The organism is Legionella lytica (assembly GCF_023921225.1).
Classification (GTDB): Bacteria; Pseudomonadota; Gammaproteobacteria; order Legionellales; family Legionellaceae; genus Legionella; species Legionella lytica.
In genome coordinates, this window is record NZ_CP071527.1 from 2,565,193 (window position 1) to 2,583,652 (window position 18,460).

Consider the following 18,460-nt stretch of genomic DNA (forward strand, 5'->3'; position numbering starts at 1 on the left):
TTTTTTCTCACAGTAATGTCTTTGGGACAATATTATTAATACATCTACTCACATATATTATTATGACAATGCAAACTAGGATAGCGGTTGGCACTATAATGTTGATATACATGCACCTGTGGTCTTGGATAATAATGAGGTTGGATTCGATGATGGTGGTGATGTCGGCGTTTATGGTGATGGTGATAATTACCCCATGCGTAGAGAAGATTAGAGGAACTAAAAAGGCCAATAAACACACTTACTAACAATATTCTTAATTTCATTAGGAACCCCTAAACAAAATTGATAAAATTTAACTGGTTAGCACCAGTTTCGTTTTTTATTTAGACTTCATGAATCCATAAAAAACCAAATGATCATATTTGGTTCATTGATAGGCGGATACTAAGCGATCCTTAGTTTTTTATAAGCAATTATTAGGTACGTTAAAATGAGCGATTCACCTTTACCCAAGCGATTAAAAGAAGCCCGCCTTGCCGCGAGGATATCACAAAAACAATTAGGCATTGCTGCTGGAATAGATGAATTTTCAGCCAGCCCTCGCATCAATCAGTATGAGACTGGAAAGCATGCTCCCGATTTCTCCACATTAAAAAGAATTGCAAAAGTATTGTCCGTTCCTACTGCATATTTTTATGCAGAAGAAGATGAGCTAGCTAATAAGATTAAATCATTTGTGTAATAGGTGAAAAATAATTTAAGGTCGATACATTAGGATTATCATGTTAACGTCGTTTGTCTCTGTTCTTTTTCTTTATGCAAGGATTTAAAAAGAATAACTGATTTCGTCGTTGTGTTGCCCTCTTAACTGTGAACCAACCCTCGCAGGCTCTTACTAGTGAATAAGTGATATACCTCCAGAATGACCGATAACTGATGGTGGCCACTACTAGGTTCTTTGAAATGCTTTAGTTAGATTAGTTTCAGAGTCTAAGACAAATAGTGTAATCCATCTGTTGGTAATACTAATCCCCGTATTACACTGCGTTAATACGGGCTACGTAATTAGAGTCCCAACAAAATAAAGGTACTTACAATGAAAATTAGCAGACTGGTTGTCTGAGGATAGTTGTATGACTTATAGCTTCGTTTACGCATGAATAAGTCGATCAGGTATACAGGCAGTACTGAAACAAGGGTTAATACAGTCACTATAGCTACATGTTCAGCTATTTGCGGGAAGGGAATTATTGCAACGATAAATGTTAATACCTTTACTAGAGTTTCACGGTAATAGGTGAGCACAAAGATAACCCAATCGCCATAACTAAATACAAACCAAGATGCCACCAATAAAGGCAAAAATAATTTAACACCTTTCACTGCAAAGATTTTCTTAATGACTCCAAGGAACTCCTGTGAAAAAAATACCGTAATAGCTCCCAACAGGATAACCAACGTCAGCGTGAATAACATTTACTTGTTCCTCAAACATAAATCTAAAATCAATTGGGTACTCTTTATAACCGTTCCTCTAAAGCTTCCCAACGCGCATAATACTCCATTAATACAGCTTCATCCTCAGCAAGACTCTGATTTATTTTTGCAATCGCCGATGCATCTTGCTGATAAAATTTGGGGTCAGCCATCTGTAATTGCAACTCAGAAATCTTCTTCTCCAATTGCTCAATTTTTTGTGGCAACTGGGATAATTCACGCTGCTCATTAAAGCTTAGCTTATTTGTCGACGGACTGCGCTTCACTGCTGGATTTTTATCTGCTACATCGCGCTCACGCTGTTGTTGTTGCTGTTGCTTTTTATGCGTTTTATAGTCGTCATAGCCACCAACAAACTCACAAAATTGTCCGGCTTCTTCATACACTAATACGCTAGTCACTACCTGGTTAATGAAGGCTCTATCATGGCTAATTAATATTAATGTACCTGGATAATCAGCCAACATCTCTTCCAAAAGTTCTAACGTTTCAATATCTAAATCATTGGTAGGTTCGTCCATCACTAAAAAGTTAACTGGTTTAGCGAATAATTTAGCTAATAATAAACGATTACGCTCTCCACCTGATAATACGGAAACCGGTTGATTAAAACGCTCCGAAGAAAACAGAAAATCACGTAAATAACTGGCAACATGTTTTTGCTTGCCGTTAATCGTTACATAATCGGCACCCTCTCCCACGTTATACATCACCGTTTTATCTTCCTGCAATTGGCGACGCAGCTGATCAAAATAAGCCACATTTAAGGAGGTGCCCTGTTTGATGTCTCCAGAATCGGGCTGCAATTCCCCCAACAATAAACGTACCAGGGTTGTCTTACCACAACCATTAGGTCCAATAACACCCAGTTTATCTCCGCGAGTCAGTAATAAGGAAAAGTTTTCTAATAACTTCTTTTGCCCCAGAGAATAATTAACATTGGTTGCTTCGAGAACTACAGAACCTGAACGATTAACATCTAAAGAGAGTGCTTTAACTTTTCCTAATTGGTTGCGGCGTGCTTTATATTCTTCACGTAATGCTTTTAAAGCACGCACTCGCCCTTCATTACGAGTACGTCGCGCTTTAACACCGGTGCGAATCCAGACTTCCTCTTCAGCGAGTTTTTTATCAAATAATTCATTTTGTTTTTGTTCGCTCTGGCGAATTGTCTCACGCCGGTCAAGATAGGTTTCATAATCACAATCATGTTGATGTAATTTCCCGCGATCAATTTCTACTATCCGATTTGATACTTGGCTTAAAAACTCTCTATCGTGAGTAACCAACAATACCGCACCCTTAAAGCTTTTAAGGTAGGCTTCAAGCCATTCAATCGCCTCAATATCTAAATGGTTCGTTGGCTCATCCAATAATAATAAATCGGGTGATGCAATCAGCGCTGCCCCCAGAAGAACGCGACGTTTCATCCCCCCGGATAAATTATTCATCCGCTCCTGAGTAGTAATACCCAGACGACTGGCCATCGTTTCAATTTGTGGTAATTTATCCCAAGCATGAAGGTTATCCATACGCTGTTGAACGCGAGCTAATTTCTCCATATCCCCTTGTTGGGAAAGCTCATTAAATTGAGATAAGATCTCACCGACTTCACCTAAACTTTTCACTAGAAAATGATAAACGGAGTCATCACCTGTAATAGGCACCTCTTGGGTTAAACCTGCTACTCTTAAACCAGATAATTGATTGATTTGGCCACTGTCAGGAACAATATCTCCTTGCAGTAATTTAAGAAGAGTTGATTTTCCTGCTCCATTTCGGCCCACAAGGGCAACTCTATCTTGTGGCTGTATTTGCCAATCTGCTTTATCTAATAATTGATTGCCTGCAATATTAAGGCTGACATCATGAAGGGAAACAATACTCATACTTTAAACTCTAAAAATTAAACTATTTTGGTGTTGATTTTTGGTTGTCTTCCATGGAATCAATGCCATTAAATTAATGGATTACATTGTAGGTTGGACCCATGGCCCAACAAGGTATCGAGCCAAACTAGAATTCCAAGTTGGACCATGGGCCCAACCTACATTCTTCGCAAACCCAACGCCAACCAGCTAAGGTAATACTAATACCCCATCCATCTCGACCTGTGCTCCACGTGGCAATGCGGCAACACCGATTGCTGCCCGAGCAGGATAAGGCTCAACAAAATAACGCCCCATGGCTTCATTGATCAATGGAAAATGACTTAAATCCGTCAAATACACATTTAACTTAGCTATATTGGCCAAACTACCACCCGCAGCCTCACATACTGCGGATAAATTCTCTAAAACTTGTGTGATTTGTTCACTAATGTCTTCGCTACACATTTCCATGGTTTTAGGATCTAGTGGTATTTGCCCTGAGAGATATACGGTGTTACCGCATTGAATTGCTTGTGAATAGGTTCCAATAGCTTCCGGAGCTAATTTGGTATGTACAGGCTGCATTAATTATCCCCTTGTTTTTTTCGGTACAAACGCATCACTACTTTATTTGCGCGTAGTCGACGCATTACACGCGCCAGGTGCGTCCGGTCAATCACACTAATTGAAAACGTTACTGCGTTATGGCGACCATCTCGAGGATCCACGTTAATATTACCAATATTTGATCCCGCTTCGGAAATGGCGGTCGCTAAGGCAGCCAATACTCCGCGCTCATTAGCTACATCAACTGTAATATCGACCCAATATTCCCCTTCAACTTTTTCATCCCAGCGTAAAGGAACAAATTGTTCAGGATTCATCCGTGTGGTTTTTAAGGTCGCACAATCGCTATTGTGTACAATAATTCCTCTACCCTGCTGGAAGACCCCAATGATGCTATCTCCAGGAATTGGTTGGCAACACTCACCAAAATGTACCACCATCCCTTCGGTGCCTTTAATGGCAAAGGGTCGAACTTTTCCGGCTTTATCCAACTCATGGAAATCTTGGCTGACCACCAAGCGTTTGGCAATCACCATAGCCATTTGATTACCAATACCAATAGCATAGAGTAAATCATCTATAGTTTTATAGTGTAAATCACTTAATAAGGCTTGAAGCGTCTCGGGTGGTACTTTGGCATAATCACTGGATAATTCAGCTAAAGATTGCTCCAGTAATCGCTTTCCTAAAACAATGGATTCTTCATTTTGTTGGCTTTTCAAGAAATGACGTATATTCGAACGTGCCTTGCCAGTAACCACAAAATTTAACCAGGCCGGATTAGGCTGAGCACTGGCAGAGGTAATAATTTCTACAGTTTGTCCATTTGATAAGGGAATGCTCAGTGGTACTAAACGTCGATTTACCTTTGCTGCCACACAACTGTTCCCTACTCCCGAATGCACTGCGTAGGCAAAATCAACTGGTGTAGCCCCCTTGGGCAACTCCATGATATGACCTTTAGGTGTAAAGACATAAACCTCATCAGGGAATAAATCAATTTTAACGTTTTCAATGAATTCTAGGGAGTTCCCAGTACTACGCTGCATTTCTAGTAAACTTTGTACCCATTCGCGGGCACGTAACTGCGCTTCATTTACTTCCAATCCCGAAGATTTATAAATCCAATGTGCTGCAACCCCATTGTCTGCAACTTTATCCATATCGCGTGTACGGATTTGTACTTCCAGTGGAACCCCAAAGGGACCAAACAAAGTGGTATGTAAGGATTGATAACCATTCGCCTTCGGAATCCCGATATAATCTTTAAAACGTTGGGGAACAGGCTTATAAGTACAATGCAGCGCACCTAAAATACGGTAACAAGAATCAATATCTTCGGTGATAACCCGGAATGCAAATACATCCGTGATTTCTGTAAATGAAGCCTTCTTTTGTCGCATTTTACGATAGATACTGTATAAGTGCTTCTGTCTACCAAATACCTGCTCATAGGGAATATTTAATTGCGCAAGAGCCTGTTGCAAATCACGTTCGATAGTTTGAGTTAATTCACGTCGATTACCGCGTGATTTTTCCACAGCGGATTTAATTGCGCGATAACGCATGGGATATAAAGCTTGAAATCCCAGGTCCTCAAGGCCAACATAGATGGAGTGCATACCTAAGCGATTAGCAATTGGAGCATAAATTTCTAAGGTTTCAATCGCAATACGACGTCGTTTTGCGGCAGGCATAGAGCCTAAGGTGCGCATATTATGCAGTCGATCCGCTAATTTTACGATAATTACGCGTATATCTTTGACCATAGCCAAAACCATTTTACGAAAATTTTCAGCTTGAGCCTCTGCTTTGGATTCAAATTTGATTTTGGTAAGTTTAGTAACCCCATCGACTAGGGCGGTGATGTCTTCACCAAATTGGCGGGTTAGATCTTCTTTGCTTACGGTAGTATCTTCAACGACATCATGAAGTAGTGTCGCCATAATGGTTTGATAATCGAGCCGCATTCGAGCCAGAATCAAAGCAGCGGCAACAGGATGGGTAATGTAAGGCTCCCCTGAACGGCGCATTTGACCATGGTGTGCTTTTTCAGCAACCAAATAAGCTTGGTAACATTTTTCTATTTGAGCTTGCTCGAGATAGCATTTCAGCTCTTCATCAAGCTCTTTAAAATAGCTCACGCAGCACTCCCTGATGTCCAACATGGTCATACCTCATTTTGGCTAAGATAATGGAAACAGCCCCTGACATCCAAGCAAAAAATTGAACCCTATACTAAAATAATAGCCCAAACCATAAAAAATGGTGCACCTGCACAATAGACCATTTTAAACTGCTTAAAAACACGTAACCCGTAGTGTAAACGTTCATGCTAGATATAAATTTCAACATGGCGAGCGCAGCGAAGCAATCCAGGGTGCATAGCCTCATACTTCGGGATTGCTACGCCGTTTTCGCTCGCAATGACAACAGTGAACAATTGCTCACATTAGCAAAGTACTAATATGAGGCGCTGTAGCAATAAATTCCCCCGTATTACGCTGCGCTAATACGGGCTACAAATTTTTATTCTTTATCTAAAATATCAGCTGTAACCAAGCCTTCAGCAATTTCACGTAAAGCAACAACTGTTGGCTTATCATTTTCCCATTCAACCATGGGTTGATCACCGCGCACCGCAATTTGTCGTGCACGTTTTGTAGCCACCATAACTAATTCAAAACGGTTTGCTACATGCTCTAAACAATCTTCAACTGTAACTCGTGCCATAATTGCATTCTCCGGTAACCAAAACTTATTATTTTACTGCGATGACATCAGGAATGAAAGTAATTTTGCTTGTTTATTTACCTGCCGCTCGATTCGTAGACGATTAGCCAGCACAATAGTGCATAAATCGGCTGCGGCATGTTCAAAAGTATCATTAACAATGAGGTAATCAAACTCCGAATAATGGCTGAGTTCATCTTGGGCTTTTTTCATTCGGCCACGAATTATTTCGTCATTATCTTGGCCTCGACTCGTTAAGCGTTCTTTCAAGGCTTCGATTGATGGTGGAATAATAAAGATACTTACTGCTTCAGGGAAATCTTTCTTAATTTGCGCAGCACCCTGCCAGTCAATATCTAAAACCACATCGATACCACGTTCCAAACGGTCACGAATTTGCACCTTGGAAGTACCATATAAATGGCTAAAAACTTGCGCATGTTCAACGAAAGCTCCCTCATGGATCATAGTAGTGAACTGTCCTTCATCAACAAAAAAATAGTCTACTCCATGAGCCTCTCCTGGCCGCATCGCACGAGTTGTATGTGAAATAGAAACCTCAATATGCTCAAGAGCCTTGATTAAATTTCTCACTAAGCTCGTTTTGCCCCCTCCTGAAGGTGCAGCAACAATAAATAAATTACCCGAATAATTACCCACAATATGACTCACTCAATATTTTGAATTTGCTCACGCATTTGTTCAATTAGTACTTTCATTTCCACAGCGCTCTGAGTTAGCTCCACAGAGTCTGACTTAGAACTTAAAGTGTTCGCCTCGCGATTCAACTCTTGCATTAAGAAATCAAGGCGTCTACCCGCTATTTTATCGCAATTTATAGTTCTACTCACTTCATTAATATGGGTTTGTAGGCGATCTAATTCTTCACTTACATCCAAACGAGTAAGAATTAACGCGATTTCCTGCTCTACCCGATTTTCAGGTACTTCAATCTGTACAGCCTGCAAACGAGAAAACAATTTATCTTTAATTTGCTCGGCTTGATTCGCTACCAATACTCGTGAGCGCGTTACTTCTTTACCTAATTCCTGCAAACGGCTATGTACATGAGCCTGTAATGCATTTCCTTCAGTCGCACGAACTTGTTTAAGCTGTTCGATAGCCTCTTCAAACAAAGAAATTGCTTGCTGGCCTAATTCTTCAACATCAGGAGCGCTTACCTGCACGACCCCTGGCCAAGCAAGAATACGGCTTACGCCAAAATCATTTGCTAAGTGATGAGTAGCTGACAATTGATGGCTTAAATCCACCAATGCATTCACCATTGCTGTATTAACAAGCATAGACTGACTATCAGAACTAACATCCTGATATTTAAGCTGACACTCTAATTTACCACGACTTATTTTATCACGCAGGACATTACGTAAGTGGGGTTCAATAAAACGAAAGGGCTCCGGCAAACGAAATGAAATATCGAGATAGCGATGGTTGACTGAGCGAATCTCCCAACAAAGAGTTCCGGCATTGATCTGTTTTTGTGCCCGAGCAAAGGCAGTCATACTTTGAATCATAAAAATACCATTGAAGATACGTCGCGCGACTATACCGCAAATTCAAAAAATTAGACAGGGCTGTTCAACTGTAACCTTGATGCAGTGCAGCAAGGTTAGAAAATCAGGGCTCGAGGGCAAACCGCAGACTCCAGACATTGATTGTTTTCAATTTTTATGCACAATAGCGAACAAATAAACTCTATTGATACTTGCTATGAATGAATTGTCTTTCAATCTAAATGAATTAAAACTAGAGCAAAGTGCTGCACCTGCCAATAAAGCGCAAATAATTGAATTAGAAAATTATTTTGACCACCCTATTCCTTTTAACCTGAAAGAAATCTTTAGAAATTACAATGGCGCAAGCCTTGCACGACATCAGATGAGTCATTTCTATATTGTGGGCAAAGACAAAAAAAACACATTAAATATTTGGTTTACCATTAATAAATATGGCGAGCAACTAGGGGCCGAAACACTTCCTTTTGCAGAACAGAATGCTCATTCAATTTATTTTCTAAAATGGGAACATGAGCAGGCCAAAGTTTATTCATACACGCTGACTGACACTAATCATGAAATCATCCATATAGCTGATTCCTTTGATAAATTCTTAGAACGCTTATTAGCAGAAAAAGCGAGCCAAAGGGATTAACCTCCACACCAGAACTCAATGTTGGGCCATGTGCCTGAGGTATCGACTCGTTTTTAAAAATCTGGACTTGCATCGTATAACGTGATCTCATTGATTCCGACCAAAGACTCATTGAGGCCATACGATGCAAGTAAGCACTATTTTACATGAACTATTCTCTTCATCAATTCATAAAACACGATTAAAAAGCTTAATTACGATAGTAAACGGTGTAATAAAGAGTAAGAAGCTTCAATTAAGTCAATTAGGCCGATGTTTGAATGGGCAAGCGAAAGAGCGCTCCGGTATTCGTTTAATAGACCGTTTTCTAAGTAATCAGTTTTATCAGCGTGAATCGCTCCTAATTTATCGAAGTATATGTAGTCGAGTTCTTAAACATACCGCAACTCCTGATATAGTTGTGGATTGGTCAAGTATTCCAAATAGCCAATATTATTGTGAGGGTAAAGAGCAGTGCCTACTGCGCGCGGTATTTCCTGCACCAGGTCGAGGTATTACTCTTTATGAAGAAATTCATCCTAAATCGAAAGAAAACAATCCGCACATCCATCGCAATTTCTTAAACAATCTAAAATCGGTATTGCCTCCAGAAAGCAAGCCCTGCCTTATTACTGATGCCGGATTTAAAAACCCGTGGTTTAAATCGGTATTAGCTATGGGGTGGGATTATGTAGGACGTGTACGAGGAATCACTCAGTATGATGCAGGAGGTGGATTTTATGCGATTAAAACGGTGTTCTCCCAGGCCACGAATAAAGCACGTTACTTAGGATTTTGGGCTATCGCGAAAACCAATGTCCTCCTTCATCATGTGGTCCTTTACAAAGGAACGCCTAAAGGGCGTCATCAAATGACCAAAACGAAAAAACCTGCCCAAGGCAAGGACTCTAGGAAATACAGTGCCTCATGGAGAGAACCTTGGTTCCTTGTGACGTCTTTAGAGGAAGTTAAAGAACACCCTAATCTCGCTCGCATTAAATACACACGAAGAATGACCATTGAAGAAAACTTTAGAGATACTAAGTCGACTCGGTATGGCTTTAGCTTCGATAACAACATCACCTTCAAACCAGAACGGTATACAGTTTGGTTACTACTCGCGGCCATTGCTAGCCTCATTGCCTGGATTACGGGGGCTTCGGCGGAGAAATTAAAATTACATTATGATTTTCAAGCAAACTCTTATAAACATCGGAGGGTCTTGTCTTTCTTTTATCTAGGATGCCAACTGATTAGGAAAAAAATAAACGTTGAGACTCATTGGGAGATAATTTTAGAGGAGCATAATACATGCTCCTCTTAATTAAAACGAGTCGATCCCTCAGGCCATGTGCCCAACCTGCACGTCCGAAAAAGAGTAAAACAAAATCAATATGAGTCATTTATGATTTGAAGGGGATTGCGCCTTATCTTATACTTATCCTACTAGCTGACCATTTAATAGTCTATATGAATACACATGACGCGATTGTCGATGCCTATGTATCTCTGGGCTATTCCGCTGACGATAAGGGTTGTTGTCAAGGAACCTCTCTCCGTTGGTTAGAGGCTTCTTTTTTGAACGAAGAACCTCTATTTCATAAACGTCTCCTGAAACTTGTAGCCTATGGTGCACATTTAAAAAACGCTCTTGAGGCAGTCAAAGCGAAGCAAGGGAAAAATTTAACTAGAGAAGATAATTATTTAATTGAAATTCAATCATTTATGGATAGCCTGCGCATTTTTCAGGCTCCTGATGAACAGCAAGGTCTATTTAATAAACGTCATGTGTATCAGGATAACATTGATGAAGTCTCCACGTTCGCATCCTCTGAGGCGATACAGCGCTTAGGCGGGCTAACTAAAGTTTACTCTCAACCATTGATATACAACGAAGAGGAAATTGCAAATTATTTAAATGATTTAGCCACAGCAATAGAAAACCACTGCCCACATCCTGGTAAAAAAGTTGGAATTCTTTTATCCAATTATGCGCATACTATGGCATTAACTTATACCACTGGTGGAGGATGGTGCTTTATGGATATTAATGAATATCCACCTGAATCACTCCCAAGAAACAACACACGAAAACTAGCTAAAAATATTGTTGATAGTCTTAAGGAACACGATAGTCCTTATATAGCCTTTTCCACAAGAGCGATTACCGTAAAAAATGATCCCTACCTAAACTCATTAACAGAGCAACTTACCCAACTCAAAGCAAAACACGCAGTTACTCCTGATTTAGCCTTGCGCGAAGAACAAATTAATCTGTGCTTTATAGCCGCATATGAAGGGGAGGCCAAAATCGTTGAGGAGACAGCAAGGTATGGAACAAATGTGGAATTTACAGACAAGGAGGGGACTACGCCTGTTTTCATAGCAACCCTACATGGTCATGATTCTGTTATCGAGGTGCTTGCAAAACATAACGCAAATCTCAATGTAGTTGATCCAAATAATGGCTGGACGCCAATGCATTATGCCGTTGATGATGAGCACACTAAAATAATTACTTGCCTTGCCCAAAATCACGGAAATCTTAATATTCAGGCTCATAACGGATTCACTCCCCTTCAACTGGCTGTCAGCCGTGGGAATGTGGAGGCTATTGCTGAATTAATAAAGTTTGGGGCTGATGTAAGTATCTCTATGATCTGCCCCGTCAAAGATTTTAAACCGAAGGATGCCCTGACTCTTCAACGCTTTAATACCTTAGTAGGGCAAAAACTTGTTGTCAATGATGAGATTCTGCTCACCCCCCAAGAGATGGCTTTTATCGATGGGAAAGAACAAATTGTCAAGCTATTCAGACATGCCCACAAAATTAATTCGCTCTATCAAGCCGTAGTAGCCTTTGAAAAATATTGTGAAACGACGCAGCCACCGTATGTAATTATTGCCGCTCGTGGTTTAAAGGAATTCACGAACGAATACATCTGCTCACTTTACTCTGCACCGCATGCTCCCGGATTAGAAGAGTGGAATAATCGGTATACCAAGGGCATGCAATTTCTTACCGCACAAAGTCAGGCACCAAAATATTTGGATGAATTAAATGAGATCAACACTCAATTTAAAAACTTAGTAACAGCGCTGCATCCTATGCATAGCTCCCCGTTAAAAAGGAGATCTTTGTTTTCACATGATACTCCAGAGGAAAAACGCATAAAATTTACGGAACATCCTTTAGATGAAAACATGGATCCCAACAAAGGATTTAACTAGATCATTACATGATGGGTGCAAGTCTACGCGTTAAGGAGTATAATTATTCCTTTTTGCGAGGATTATCCCATGCGTCCCAGTAATCGTGAAGCCAATCAACTTCGTCCTATAAAATTAACCCGCAACTTTACGAAACATGCAGAAGGTTCTGTGCTTGTTGAATTTGGAGATACTAAAGTACTATGTACTGCCTCAGTGATTGATGGTGTACCTCGTTTTATTAAAGGTAAAAACCAAGGTTGGGTAACTGCAGAATACGGTATGCTTCCTCGAGCCACCCACAGTCGTACAGAGCGTGAAGCCGCAAAAGGGAAACAAGGTGGCCGAACTATGGAAATCCAACGCCTTATTGGTCGTTCATTAAGAGCTTGCGTGGATTTAAAATTCTTAGGTGAAAATACCATTACTCTGGATTGTGATGTGATCCAAGCAGACGGTGGAACCCGTACTGCAGCCATCACTGGCGCCTGTGTTGCAATGAGAGATGCGGTTACCTGGATGGTTGAGCGTGAAAAAATCCGTAGAATGCCTACGTTTAATTACGTTGCGGCAGTATCTGTCGGTATCTATAGAGGCCAGCCTGTACTTGATTTAGATTATGCAGAAGATGTACTTGCCGAAACGGATATGAATGTTGTCATGACTGAAGCAGGTCATTTTATTGAAGTACAAGGAACAGCGGAAGATAAAAACTTCAATCGCGATGAGCTGAATAGCATGCTTGCTTTGGCTGAAATTGGAATTCCTCAGCTGATAGAGTTACAGAAAAAAGCTTAAACTCGAGCCACATCAAAACTCAATGTTGGGCCATGGCCCAACATACAATCCAAAACGAATCTAATGTAGCTTGGTTGCTCGCAACCAAAGTTCTGAGCGCAGCGAATTGGTTAATTAAACAATCCCGTATCCACCGCTATATCACGTACAGTATCTCTGGATATAATCCCGTTCCTCACTAATTCCAACAAATGCTGATCGATGGTCTGCATCCCTCCCCCCTTCCCCGTTTGCAAAAAAGAAACCATCTGCGCTACTTTATCTTCTCGAATTAAATTACGTATTGCCCTCGTACAAATCATGATTTCTAAAGCAGCAATGCGCCCTCTTCCCTCCTTTCGCTTTACCAACCTTTGTGCAATAACCGCCCTTAATGATTCCGCTAAAATAGAACGTGCTGCCGCTTTTTCGTCTGCAGGAAAGACATCAAGAATACGATTAACTGCATGAACTGCAGAATTTGTATGTAAGCTCCCCAATACCAAATGCCCAGTTTCTGCCGCACTCATAGCTAATCGAATCGTTTCTAAATCGCGCAATTCTCCCACCAACAAGACATCTGGATCCTCACGCAAAGCAGAACGTAGTGCGGCATGGAAACTATGGGTATTGTGATGCACTTCCCGTTGACTCACTAAACATTGATTACTAAGGTGCACAAACTCTATCGGGTCTTCGATAGTAAGAATATGTCCATGGCGTGAGTTGTTAATGTAATCAATCATCGCCGCTAAGGTTGTACTTTTTCCTGAACCCGTTGGTCCTGTTACTAATACCAATCCGTTAGAGTAATTGATTAGTTCAGTAAAAACAGGTGGCAAACTCAAATCGCTAAAACTGGGAATCGTTGTAGGAATAAACCGAAAAGCCGCAGCAATACCCCGCAAATGATGAAATACATTAACCCGGAAACGACCAAATTCCGCAAGTTCAAAAGAAAAATCAAGTTCCCAATGTCTTGCCAACTCTTCCTTTTGTTGTGCACTAAGAAGTTCATCAATCATAGCGAATAAATCGGAATGCTCTAAAACCGGTAAGTTCATTTTGTATAATTCGCCATCAACACGAATCCAGGGCTCTACACCAGAGGACAAATGTAAATCTGAAGCTTGATTGTTAACTGCTGAAGTCAATAATTCGATTATATCCATACGTAAATTCTTCCATATTGCTGCGAGTTTTGGATAGCGGCGACAGGTTAACATAGAAGGTTCTACTCGGCAAACGCCCTATCTTTTGCTATTGTTAGCATTTTAAAAGACAGTACAGGCACGATGAATCTTCAACACAATTTAAATCAAATACAACAACTTATTAGGCAGACCGAATTAGAAAATGGCCGGAATGCTAACGAGGTCTTATTGCTTGCTGTCAGTAAACAACAAAGTGCAGAGTCAATCGCCCAATTATTTGAGCTTGGGGTGAGCGATTTTGGCGAGAACTATGTTCAGGAAGCACAAGAAAAAATTAATGCGCTAAAAGACTTGCCTATATGCTGGCACTTTATTGGTCCAATCCAAAGTAATAAAGCCAAACATATTGCTCGTGATTTTAATTGGGTACATGGTATAAATAGACTTAAAATAGCCCAACTACTGAGTGAGCACCGCCCCTCGGATTTACCACCATTAAACGTATGCTTGCAGGTTAACTTAATTCCTGAAGAAACTAAATCAGGTATTAGTCCCGAAGAAACAACTGAACTGGCTTTGGCAGTGAGTCAATTGCCTCATCTCAAACTTAAAGGCCTAATGACCATCCCACCCCCAGAACATGATCCGCAAAAGCAATATGACCTATTTATGCAAATGAACCTACTCTTAAAATCGCTGAACCAAAAACTAGGCTTAAGTATGGATACTTTATCGATGGGAATGAGTGATGATTTGGTCCCGGCAATTAAGGCAGGAGCGACTATAGTTCGTATTGGCCGAGCTATTTTTGGTGAGCGTAAAAAATAACCTTATCGTATTCGCCGACTGATTATTTAAAGAATTCGGGGCGCTCATGACTTCCCGAATTACGCTACGCTGCCTTCATGCTACATTCTAAAATGTAGCATGTGACGAATTCCTTATGCTCCCATCTAAAGAAAAAATAGAATTTCGCAGTTTCTATCCTGCATTCATCCATTTAGGTATATACTAGCTGGTGTATGCCAATAAAAGTAATAGGATTAGGGGTAAATATGTCAGGTTTAACCGCTGTAGGATTATTTGTTGTTTCTTTAGCTTTTTCAGTACTTATTTTCAGTATCTGGTTACGTATGGCACTTCGCTACTACCGTATAAGTGCAATTAATCCATTAAGCCAATTGATCCATACCATCACGGATCCCTTAGTAATCCCTGTACAGCGTTTACTGAAATTAGCTCCAAAGCCCGGGCAAAAATACGATACAGCGTCCATCATCGTGCTCGTACTGGTTGAAATCCTGAAGATATTTATCCTGAGCATGATCGCATTTCATGGTCTAATGCCTATAGGCTATTTTATATTGTATGTTATTGCTGATCTAATCATTCAGCCTTGCGACCTTCTCTTCTTCGCTATATTAATTCGCGTGATTATGAGCTTTGTGAATCCAGCCTGGAATGGTCCAATTGAGTCTTTTTTGCGTACGCTAACCGACCCCTTGCTGAAATTAGGACGCAAAATTATTCCTGATATTTCTGGTTTTGACTTCTCTCCTTTTATCATGCTCATGATTTTGAAAGTTATTACATTATTCATTAATGCGAACCTTCCCTGGAGAATACTATAAAACAAACTATACTTATTTATAGACAAGGGCTACAAGGATGAAATTATGAAATTGTCGCATTGCACAGGTTTAGCATTGGTTCTTTTACCTTTTAGCCTCTTTGCTGATGACCAATTCTATTGTCCGGAGAACCATGCCTACATTAGCATTGGTATGACTCCAGATGAGGTTATTGCCGCCTGTGGCCAACCCATAAGTCAACAAGACTCGAATCAGCCCGTTTTAAGAAAAATTCCTGTACAACAGCTTATTTATAATAACAAAGGTGCCGCCACAGCATTCTACGGTGTATGGAACATCCCTACAGGTAATGGGGGTGCTCAGCTGGAAGTTGATATCGCGGATCAAAAAGTACGAAATATTAAATTAAACAGCTCTGATAGTAATTCCGTTTCTATTTGTAGTGGTAACAGTATTCAAATAGGCGATCCGGTGGAAAAAGTTTATTATTCCTGTGGTAGTCCCTCACTCACCAATAACACCTACATTAATGAAGTAGTGCCCACGGCAGAAAAACCTAAAGTGTGGATTTATCAACCTGGCCAATATCAACCAACAGTAACCTTGACTTTTGTTAATGGCAAACTACAATCCATCAACTAATTAACATGAGGTACCACTTGAATGACGGAAACAGTTGACGATATTACCATTGCCTTTAGCGAAAACGGTACAGAAGTAACTAAAGAACTGGATAAACAGGTATTAAGCAAAGGAGCCTGGACCACAATTATATTTAAGTACCAGGATTGGGATAATAGCAAAAACGATTTTGGACCAGTGAAATATACTATCCGCCGTTACCAAAAACGTAATAATCAGTACTGGCAGAAGTCTAAGTTTAATATTTCGAGCGCTGATCAAGCACAAAAGATTGTTGATATTCTTAGTGGTTGGTTGAAGTAAGCCCCCATTTTCCCTAAGAGAAGCCAAAAGTGTAGTCAGGATGCGGCATAGCGTAATCCGGAAGGTCATGAGCGAAGTGAATTCCTTATTGTAAACAAAGTGAAGCAATCCAGTACGATGCCTTATTAGAAATCAGTTCTGGATTGCTTCACTTCGTTCGCAATGATGGCGGTCGATGATTAGCGTTAACTAACCCACTCCAAACCTGTATGCCGGCGTTCAAAATAATTTGCCACCATGCTATCACTGACCATATCCAAGCTTTCTGGATTCCAATGCGGGTCCTTGTCTTTATCAATCAATAAAGCACGTACGCCCTCATAAAAATCCTTACCATGCATGAAATGGCTCACCAAAGTGTAATCCATTTGCAAACATTCAGCCAAGGTTAGTCCCTTCGCACGATTCAATTGTTCTAAAGTGACTTTAAGGCTCAATGGCGATTTTTGTGATAAGGCATTCTCAATACTAACAGGCCACACTCCTTCCTGATCCTGTAATGAGGCTTTAATCATTTCTATACTGGGGTGAGCAAAACATACATTAATCGCTGGTTTTATTTGGCTGGGCTCAGAATCAGAAGCTGATGCAGCATATTCATGCAAACATTGATCAACCGCTTTAGATGCATCTGCTGATAAATCGGCTTGCTGCAATGCCTTGAGTAGCGCAGGAATATGTTCTGAAGACATTACCTTCTTCACTAAACCCGCTTTCAACGCATCGTAAGGACCGAGTCGATTACCGGTTAATCCCAAATAAGTACCTAAATGACCAGGACAACGAGTTAATAAATAACTAGCCCCAATGTCGGGGAAAAAGCCAATACTGGTTTCTGGCATTGCAAAAACAAAACGATCACAGGCTACAGGATGGCTGCCATGCAATGAAATACCAACCCCCCCTCCCATAACCATGCCATCAATTAAAGAGATATAAGGTTTACCCAAGTGATGAATAAAATGATTTAAACGATATTCATGCCAGAAAAACTGCATTTGTTCTGAATCATTTAATCGGCCAGAAAAATAAAGTGCACGAATATCTCCTCCGGCACAAAAAGCATTCCCCGGTGCTGCTTGTACTACCACCGCACGAATACTGTCATCCTCTTTCCATAAACTTAATTGCCTTTGCATGGCAAGAATCATGGTTAAAGTTAACGCATTCAAAGCACCTGGACGATTTAATGTAATTAACCCTAACTGACCTTCCTGTGTAAAAAGCACGTCCTCAGTCATAATTATCTTCCTTTAAATTGTGCAGGTCGTTTACTCAAAAACGCAGAAACTCCTTCTTGCTTATCCTCTGAAGCACATGTTTTGGCAAAATGAATTGCTTCTAAATGTAAGGCATCAGTCAGTGATAAATCATAACCATGATCAATAACCTCCATCACTCCAGCAATTGCTAGCGGTGCCATGCTCAAAATACCTTGCAGCAGCTTTTTACCATGTTCAATTAAAGACTCAGGTGCAACCACATCGCTTACTAATCCCCAATTCAATGCAGTTTCTGCTTGAATAAAGCGACCAGTCAGACATAAATCTAAAGCACGACCTTTACCAATTAAACGCGCCAAACGTTGGGTGCCACCATAACCAGGAATAACCCCCAGTTTTACTTCAGGCTGACCAAATTGCGCCATAGTGGATGCAATTCTTAAGGTTGCTGAAATCGCTAATTCACACCCGCCACCAAAAGCAAATCCATTAACTGCTGCTAAAGAAGGTTTGCCCATAGTTTCTAATAAACGAAATACTTCCTGTCCACGACAAGCAAAGTCATAGCCTGTTTGCGCCGTGCATTCTGCCAAACGACTAATATCAGCCCCCGCACAAAAGGCTTTGCCATTACCTGTAATCATTAACGCCTTAACTTGGGGATTTTCTTTAGCAGCATGAAAGATTTCTGCTAATTCATTGAGTACTTCTGCACTTAAAGCATTCAGCTTATCGGGTCTATTTAATGTTAATAGTAAAATTCCCTGACTGTCTAATTCTTGTTCAACTACATTCAT

Annotated in this window: 20 protein-coding genes; 9 read left to right on the forward strand and 11 right to left on the reverse strand. The window is 40.5% G+C overall.

From position 1 onward, the window contains the following. Positions 1-44 precede the first annotated feature (44 nt). Positions 45-266, reverse strand: a complete 222-nt coding sequence (locus tag J2N86_RS11310) for a hypothetical protein (protein ID WP_252579573.1) — start codon at positions 264-266, stop codon at positions 45-47. A gap of 167 nt (positions 267-433) precedes the next feature. Between J2N86_RS11310 and J2N86_RS11315 the strand changes: the two genes are divergently transcribed. Then, on the forward strand, positions 434-685 hold the full coding sequence (locus J2N86_RS11315; RefSeq protein ID WP_252579574.1) for a helix-turn-helix domain-containing protein: 252 nt from the start codon (positions 434-436) through the stop codon (positions 683-685). 323 nt (positions 686-1,008) lie between these two features. Here the strand turns inward: J2N86_RS11315 and J2N86_RS11320 are convergent, their stop codons facing one another. The 7 genes from J2N86_RS11320 to J2N86_RS11350 all read right to left on the reverse strand — a co-directional run bounded on the left by J2N86_RS11320 (position 1,009) and on the right by J2N86_RS11350 (position 8,146). After that, entirely contained in the window at positions 1,009-1,419 is a 411-nt protein-coding gene (locus tag J2N86_RS11320; RefSeq protein WP_252579575.1) for a hypothetical protein, read from the reverse strand. Positions 1,420-1,463: 44 nt separating this feature from the next. Continuing rightward, a complete protein-coding gene (locus J2N86_RS11325; protein WP_252579576.1) occupies positions 1,464-3,329 on the reverse strand; it encodes an ATP-binding cassette domain-containing protein in 1,866 nt (621 codons plus the stop codon). Positions 3,330-3,518: 189 nt separating this feature from the next. Continuing rightward, on the reverse strand, positions 3,519-3,896 hold the full coding sequence (locus tag J2N86_RS11330; protein ID WP_252579577.1) for a RidA family protein: 378 nt from the start codon (positions 3,894-3,896) through the stop codon (positions 3,519-3,521). Then, positions 3,896-6,022: a bifunctional GTP diphosphokinase/guanosine-3',5'-bis pyrophosphate 3'-pyrophosphohydrolase gene (gene spoT, locus J2N86_RS11335; RefSeq protein ID WP_252579578.1), complete on the reverse strand. Its 2,127-nt coding sequence runs from the start codon at positions 6,020-6,022 to the stop codon at positions 3,896-3,898. The genes J2N86_RS11330 and spoT overlap by 1 nt, the downstream gene beginning before the upstream one ends. Before the next feature lie 385 nt (positions 6,023-6,407). Further along, positions 6,408-6,611, reverse strand: a complete 204-nt coding sequence (gene rpoZ, locus J2N86_RS11340; protein ID WP_058535685.1) for a DNA-directed RNA polymerase subunit omega — start codon at positions 6,609-6,611, stop codon at positions 6,408-6,410. Between the two features lie 33 nt (positions 6,612-6,644). After that, positions 6,645-7,274 carry a guanylate kinase gene (gene gmk / locus J2N86_RS11345; RefSeq protein WP_252582446.1) on the reverse strand — a complete coding sequence of 210 codons (630 nt, stop codon included), beginning with the start codon at positions 7,272-7,274 and terminating at the stop codon, positions 6,645-6,647. A 5-nt stretch (positions 7,275-7,279) separates the two neighbouring features. Further along, the gene (locus tag J2N86_RS11350; RefSeq protein WP_252579579.1) at positions 7,280-8,146 is read right to left on the reverse strand and encodes a YicC/YloC family endoribonuclease; all 867 of its coding nucleotides are present in this window, start codon (positions 8,144-8,146) and stop codon (positions 7,280-7,282) included. 196 nt (positions 8,147-8,342) lie between these two features. Between J2N86_RS11350 and J2N86_RS11355 the strand changes: the two genes are divergently transcribed. The 4 genes from J2N86_RS11355 to rph all read left to right on the forward strand — a co-directional run bounded on the left by J2N86_RS11355 (position 8,343) and on the right by rph (position 12,770). Further along, entirely contained in the window at positions 8,343-8,783 is a 441-nt protein-coding gene (locus J2N86_RS11355; protein ID WP_252579580.1) for an SMI1/KNR4 family protein, read from the forward strand. 124 nt (positions 8,784-8,907) lie between these two features. Further along, positions 8,908-10,086: an IS4 family transposase gene (locus tag J2N86_RS11360; protein ID WP_252579581.1), complete on the forward strand. Its 1,179-nt coding sequence runs from the start codon at positions 8,908-8,910 to the stop codon at positions 10,084-10,086. A gap of 146 nt (positions 10,087-10,232) precedes the next feature. Beyond that, entirely contained in the window at positions 10,233-11,993 is a 1,761-nt protein-coding gene (locus tag J2N86_RS11365) for an ankyrin repeat domain-containing protein (RefSeq protein ID WP_252579582.1), read from the forward strand. A gap of 69 nt (positions 11,994-12,062) precedes the next feature. Beyond that, entirely contained in the window at positions 12,063-12,770 is a 708-nt protein-coding gene (rph, locus tag J2N86_RS11370) for a ribonuclease PH (protein WP_252579583.1), read from the forward strand. Positions 12,771-12,880: 110 nt separating this feature from the next. Here rph and J2N86_RS11375 read toward each other — a convergent pair whose 3' ends face one another. Beyond that, positions 12,881-13,921, reverse strand: coding sequence for a type IV pilus twitching motility protein PilT (locus J2N86_RS11375; protein ID WP_252579584.1), 1,041 nt, complete (start codon positions 13,919-13,921; stop codon positions 12,881-12,883). A gap of 123 nt (positions 13,922-14,044) precedes the next feature. On the opposite strand from J2N86_RS11375, the gene J2N86_RS11380 reads away from it, so the two are divergent. The 4 genes from J2N86_RS11380 to J2N86_RS11395 all read left to right on the forward strand — a co-directional run bounded on the left by J2N86_RS11380 (position 14,045) and on the right by J2N86_RS11395 (position 16,440). Further along, positions 14,045-14,731 carry a YggS family pyridoxal phosphate-dependent enzyme gene (locus J2N86_RS11380; RefSeq protein ID WP_252579585.1) on the forward strand — a complete coding sequence of 229 codons (687 nt, stop codon included), beginning with the start codon at positions 14,045-14,047 and terminating at the stop codon, positions 14,729-14,731. A gap of 227 nt (positions 14,732-14,958) precedes the next feature. After that, the gene (locus J2N86_RS11385) at positions 14,959-15,534 is read left to right on the forward strand and encodes a YggT family protein (protein WP_252579586.1); all 576 of its coding nucleotides are present in this window, start codon (positions 14,959-14,961) and stop codon (positions 15,532-15,534) included. Positions 15,535-15,579: 45 nt separating this feature from the next. Beyond that, positions 15,580-16,137 carry a DUF2845 domain-containing protein gene (locus J2N86_RS11390; RefSeq protein WP_252579587.1) on the forward strand — a complete coding sequence of 186 codons (558 nt, stop codon included), beginning with the start codon at positions 15,580-15,582 and terminating at the stop codon, positions 16,135-16,137. Between the two features lie 21 nt (positions 16,138-16,158). Further along, positions 16,159-16,440 carry a hypothetical protein gene (locus J2N86_RS11395; protein ID WP_252579588.1) on the forward strand — a complete coding sequence of 94 codons (282 nt, stop codon included), beginning with the start codon at positions 16,159-16,161 and terminating at the stop codon, positions 16,438-16,440. 185 nt (positions 16,441-16,625) lie between these two features. On the opposite strand, the gene J2N86_RS11400 is transcribed toward J2N86_RS11395, so the two are convergent. Both J2N86_RS11400 and J2N86_RS11405 read right to left on the reverse strand, forming a co-directional pair. Then, on the reverse strand, positions 16,626-17,681 hold the full coding sequence (locus tag J2N86_RS11400; RefSeq protein ID WP_252579589.1) for an enoyl-CoA hydratase/isomerase family protein: 1,056 nt from the start codon (positions 17,679-17,681) through the stop codon (positions 16,626-16,628). Positions 17,682-17,683: 2 nt separating this feature from the next. Continuing rightward, positions 17,684-18,460 (reverse strand): enoyl-CoA hydratase/isomerase family protein, encoded by a 777-nt coding sequence (locus J2N86_RS11405; protein ID WP_252579590.1) that lies wholly within the window; start codon positions 18,458-18,460, stop codon positions 17,684-17,686.

Bases quoted from the DNA above. Each gene is read 5' to 3' on its own strand.
- J2N86_RS11355 (WP_252579580.1), top strand. From the start codon at position 8,343: ATGAATGAATTGTCTTTCAATCTAAATGAATTAAAACTAGAGCAAAGT.
- J2N86_RS11405 (WP_252579590.1), bottom strand. From the start codon at position 18,460: ATGAATGTAGTTGAACAAGAATTAGACAGTCAGGGAATTTTACTATTA.
- J2N86_RS11395 (WP_252579588.1), top strand. From the start codon at position 16,159: ATGACGGAAACAGTTGACGATATTACCATTGCCTTTAGCGAAAACGGT.
- J2N86_RS11360 (WP_252579581.1), top strand. From the start codon at position 8,908: ATGCAAGTAAGCACTATTTTACATGAACTATTCTCTTCATCAATTCAT.
- J2N86_RS11315 (WP_252579574.1), top strand. From the start codon at position 434: ATGAGCGATTCACCTTTACCCAAGCGATTAAAAGAAGCCCGCCTTGCC.
- J2N86_RS11375 (WP_252579584.1), bottom strand. From the start codon at position 13,921: ATGGATATAATCGAATTATTGACTTCAGCAGTTAACAATCAAGCTTCA.
- rph (WP_252579583.1), top strand. From the start codon at position 12,063: ATGCGTCCCAGTAATCGTGAAGCCAATCAACTTCGTCCTATAAAATTA.
- J2N86_RS11320 (WP_252579575.1), bottom strand. From the start codon at position 1,419: ATGTTATTCACGCTGACGTTGGTTATCCTGTTGGGAGCTATTACGGTA.
- J2N86_RS11350 (WP_252579579.1), bottom strand. From the start codon at position 8,146: ATGATTCAAAGTATGACTGCCTTTGCTCGGGCACAAAAACAGATCAAT.
- J2N86_RS11380 (WP_252579585.1), top strand. From the start codon at position 14,045: ATGAATCTTCAACACAATTTAAATCAAATACAACAACTTATTAGGCAG.
- J2N86_RS11400 (WP_252579589.1), bottom strand. From the start codon at position 17,681: ATGACTGAGGACGTGCTTTTTACACAGGAAGGTCAGTTAGGGTTAATT.
- J2N86_RS11325 (WP_252579576.1), bottom strand. From the start codon at position 3,329: ATGAGTATTGTTTCCCTTCATGATGTCAGCCTTAATATTGCAGGCAAT.
- J2N86_RS11330 (WP_252579577.1), bottom strand. From the start codon at position 3,896: ATGCAGCCTGTACATACCAAATTAGCTCCGGAAGCTATTGGAACCTAT.
- J2N86_RS11390 (WP_252579587.1), top strand. From the start codon at position 15,580: ATGAAATTGTCGCATTGCACAGGTTTAGCATTGGTTCTTTTACCTTTT.
- J2N86_RS11365 (WP_252579582.1), top strand. From the start codon at position 10,233: ATGAATACACATGACGCGATTGTCGATGCCTATGTATCTCTGGGCTAT.
- rpoZ (WP_058535685.1), bottom strand. From the start codon at position 6,611: ATGGCACGAGTTACAGTTGAAGATTGTTTAGAGCATGTAGCAAACCGT.
- J2N86_RS11385 (WP_252579586.1), top strand. From the start codon at position 14,959: ATGTCAGGTTTAACCGCTGTAGGATTATTTGTTGTTTCTTTAGCTTTT.
- J2N86_RS11310 (WP_252579573.1), bottom strand. From the start codon at position 266: ATGAAATTAAGAATATTGTTAGTAAGTGTGTTTATTGGCCTTTTTAGT.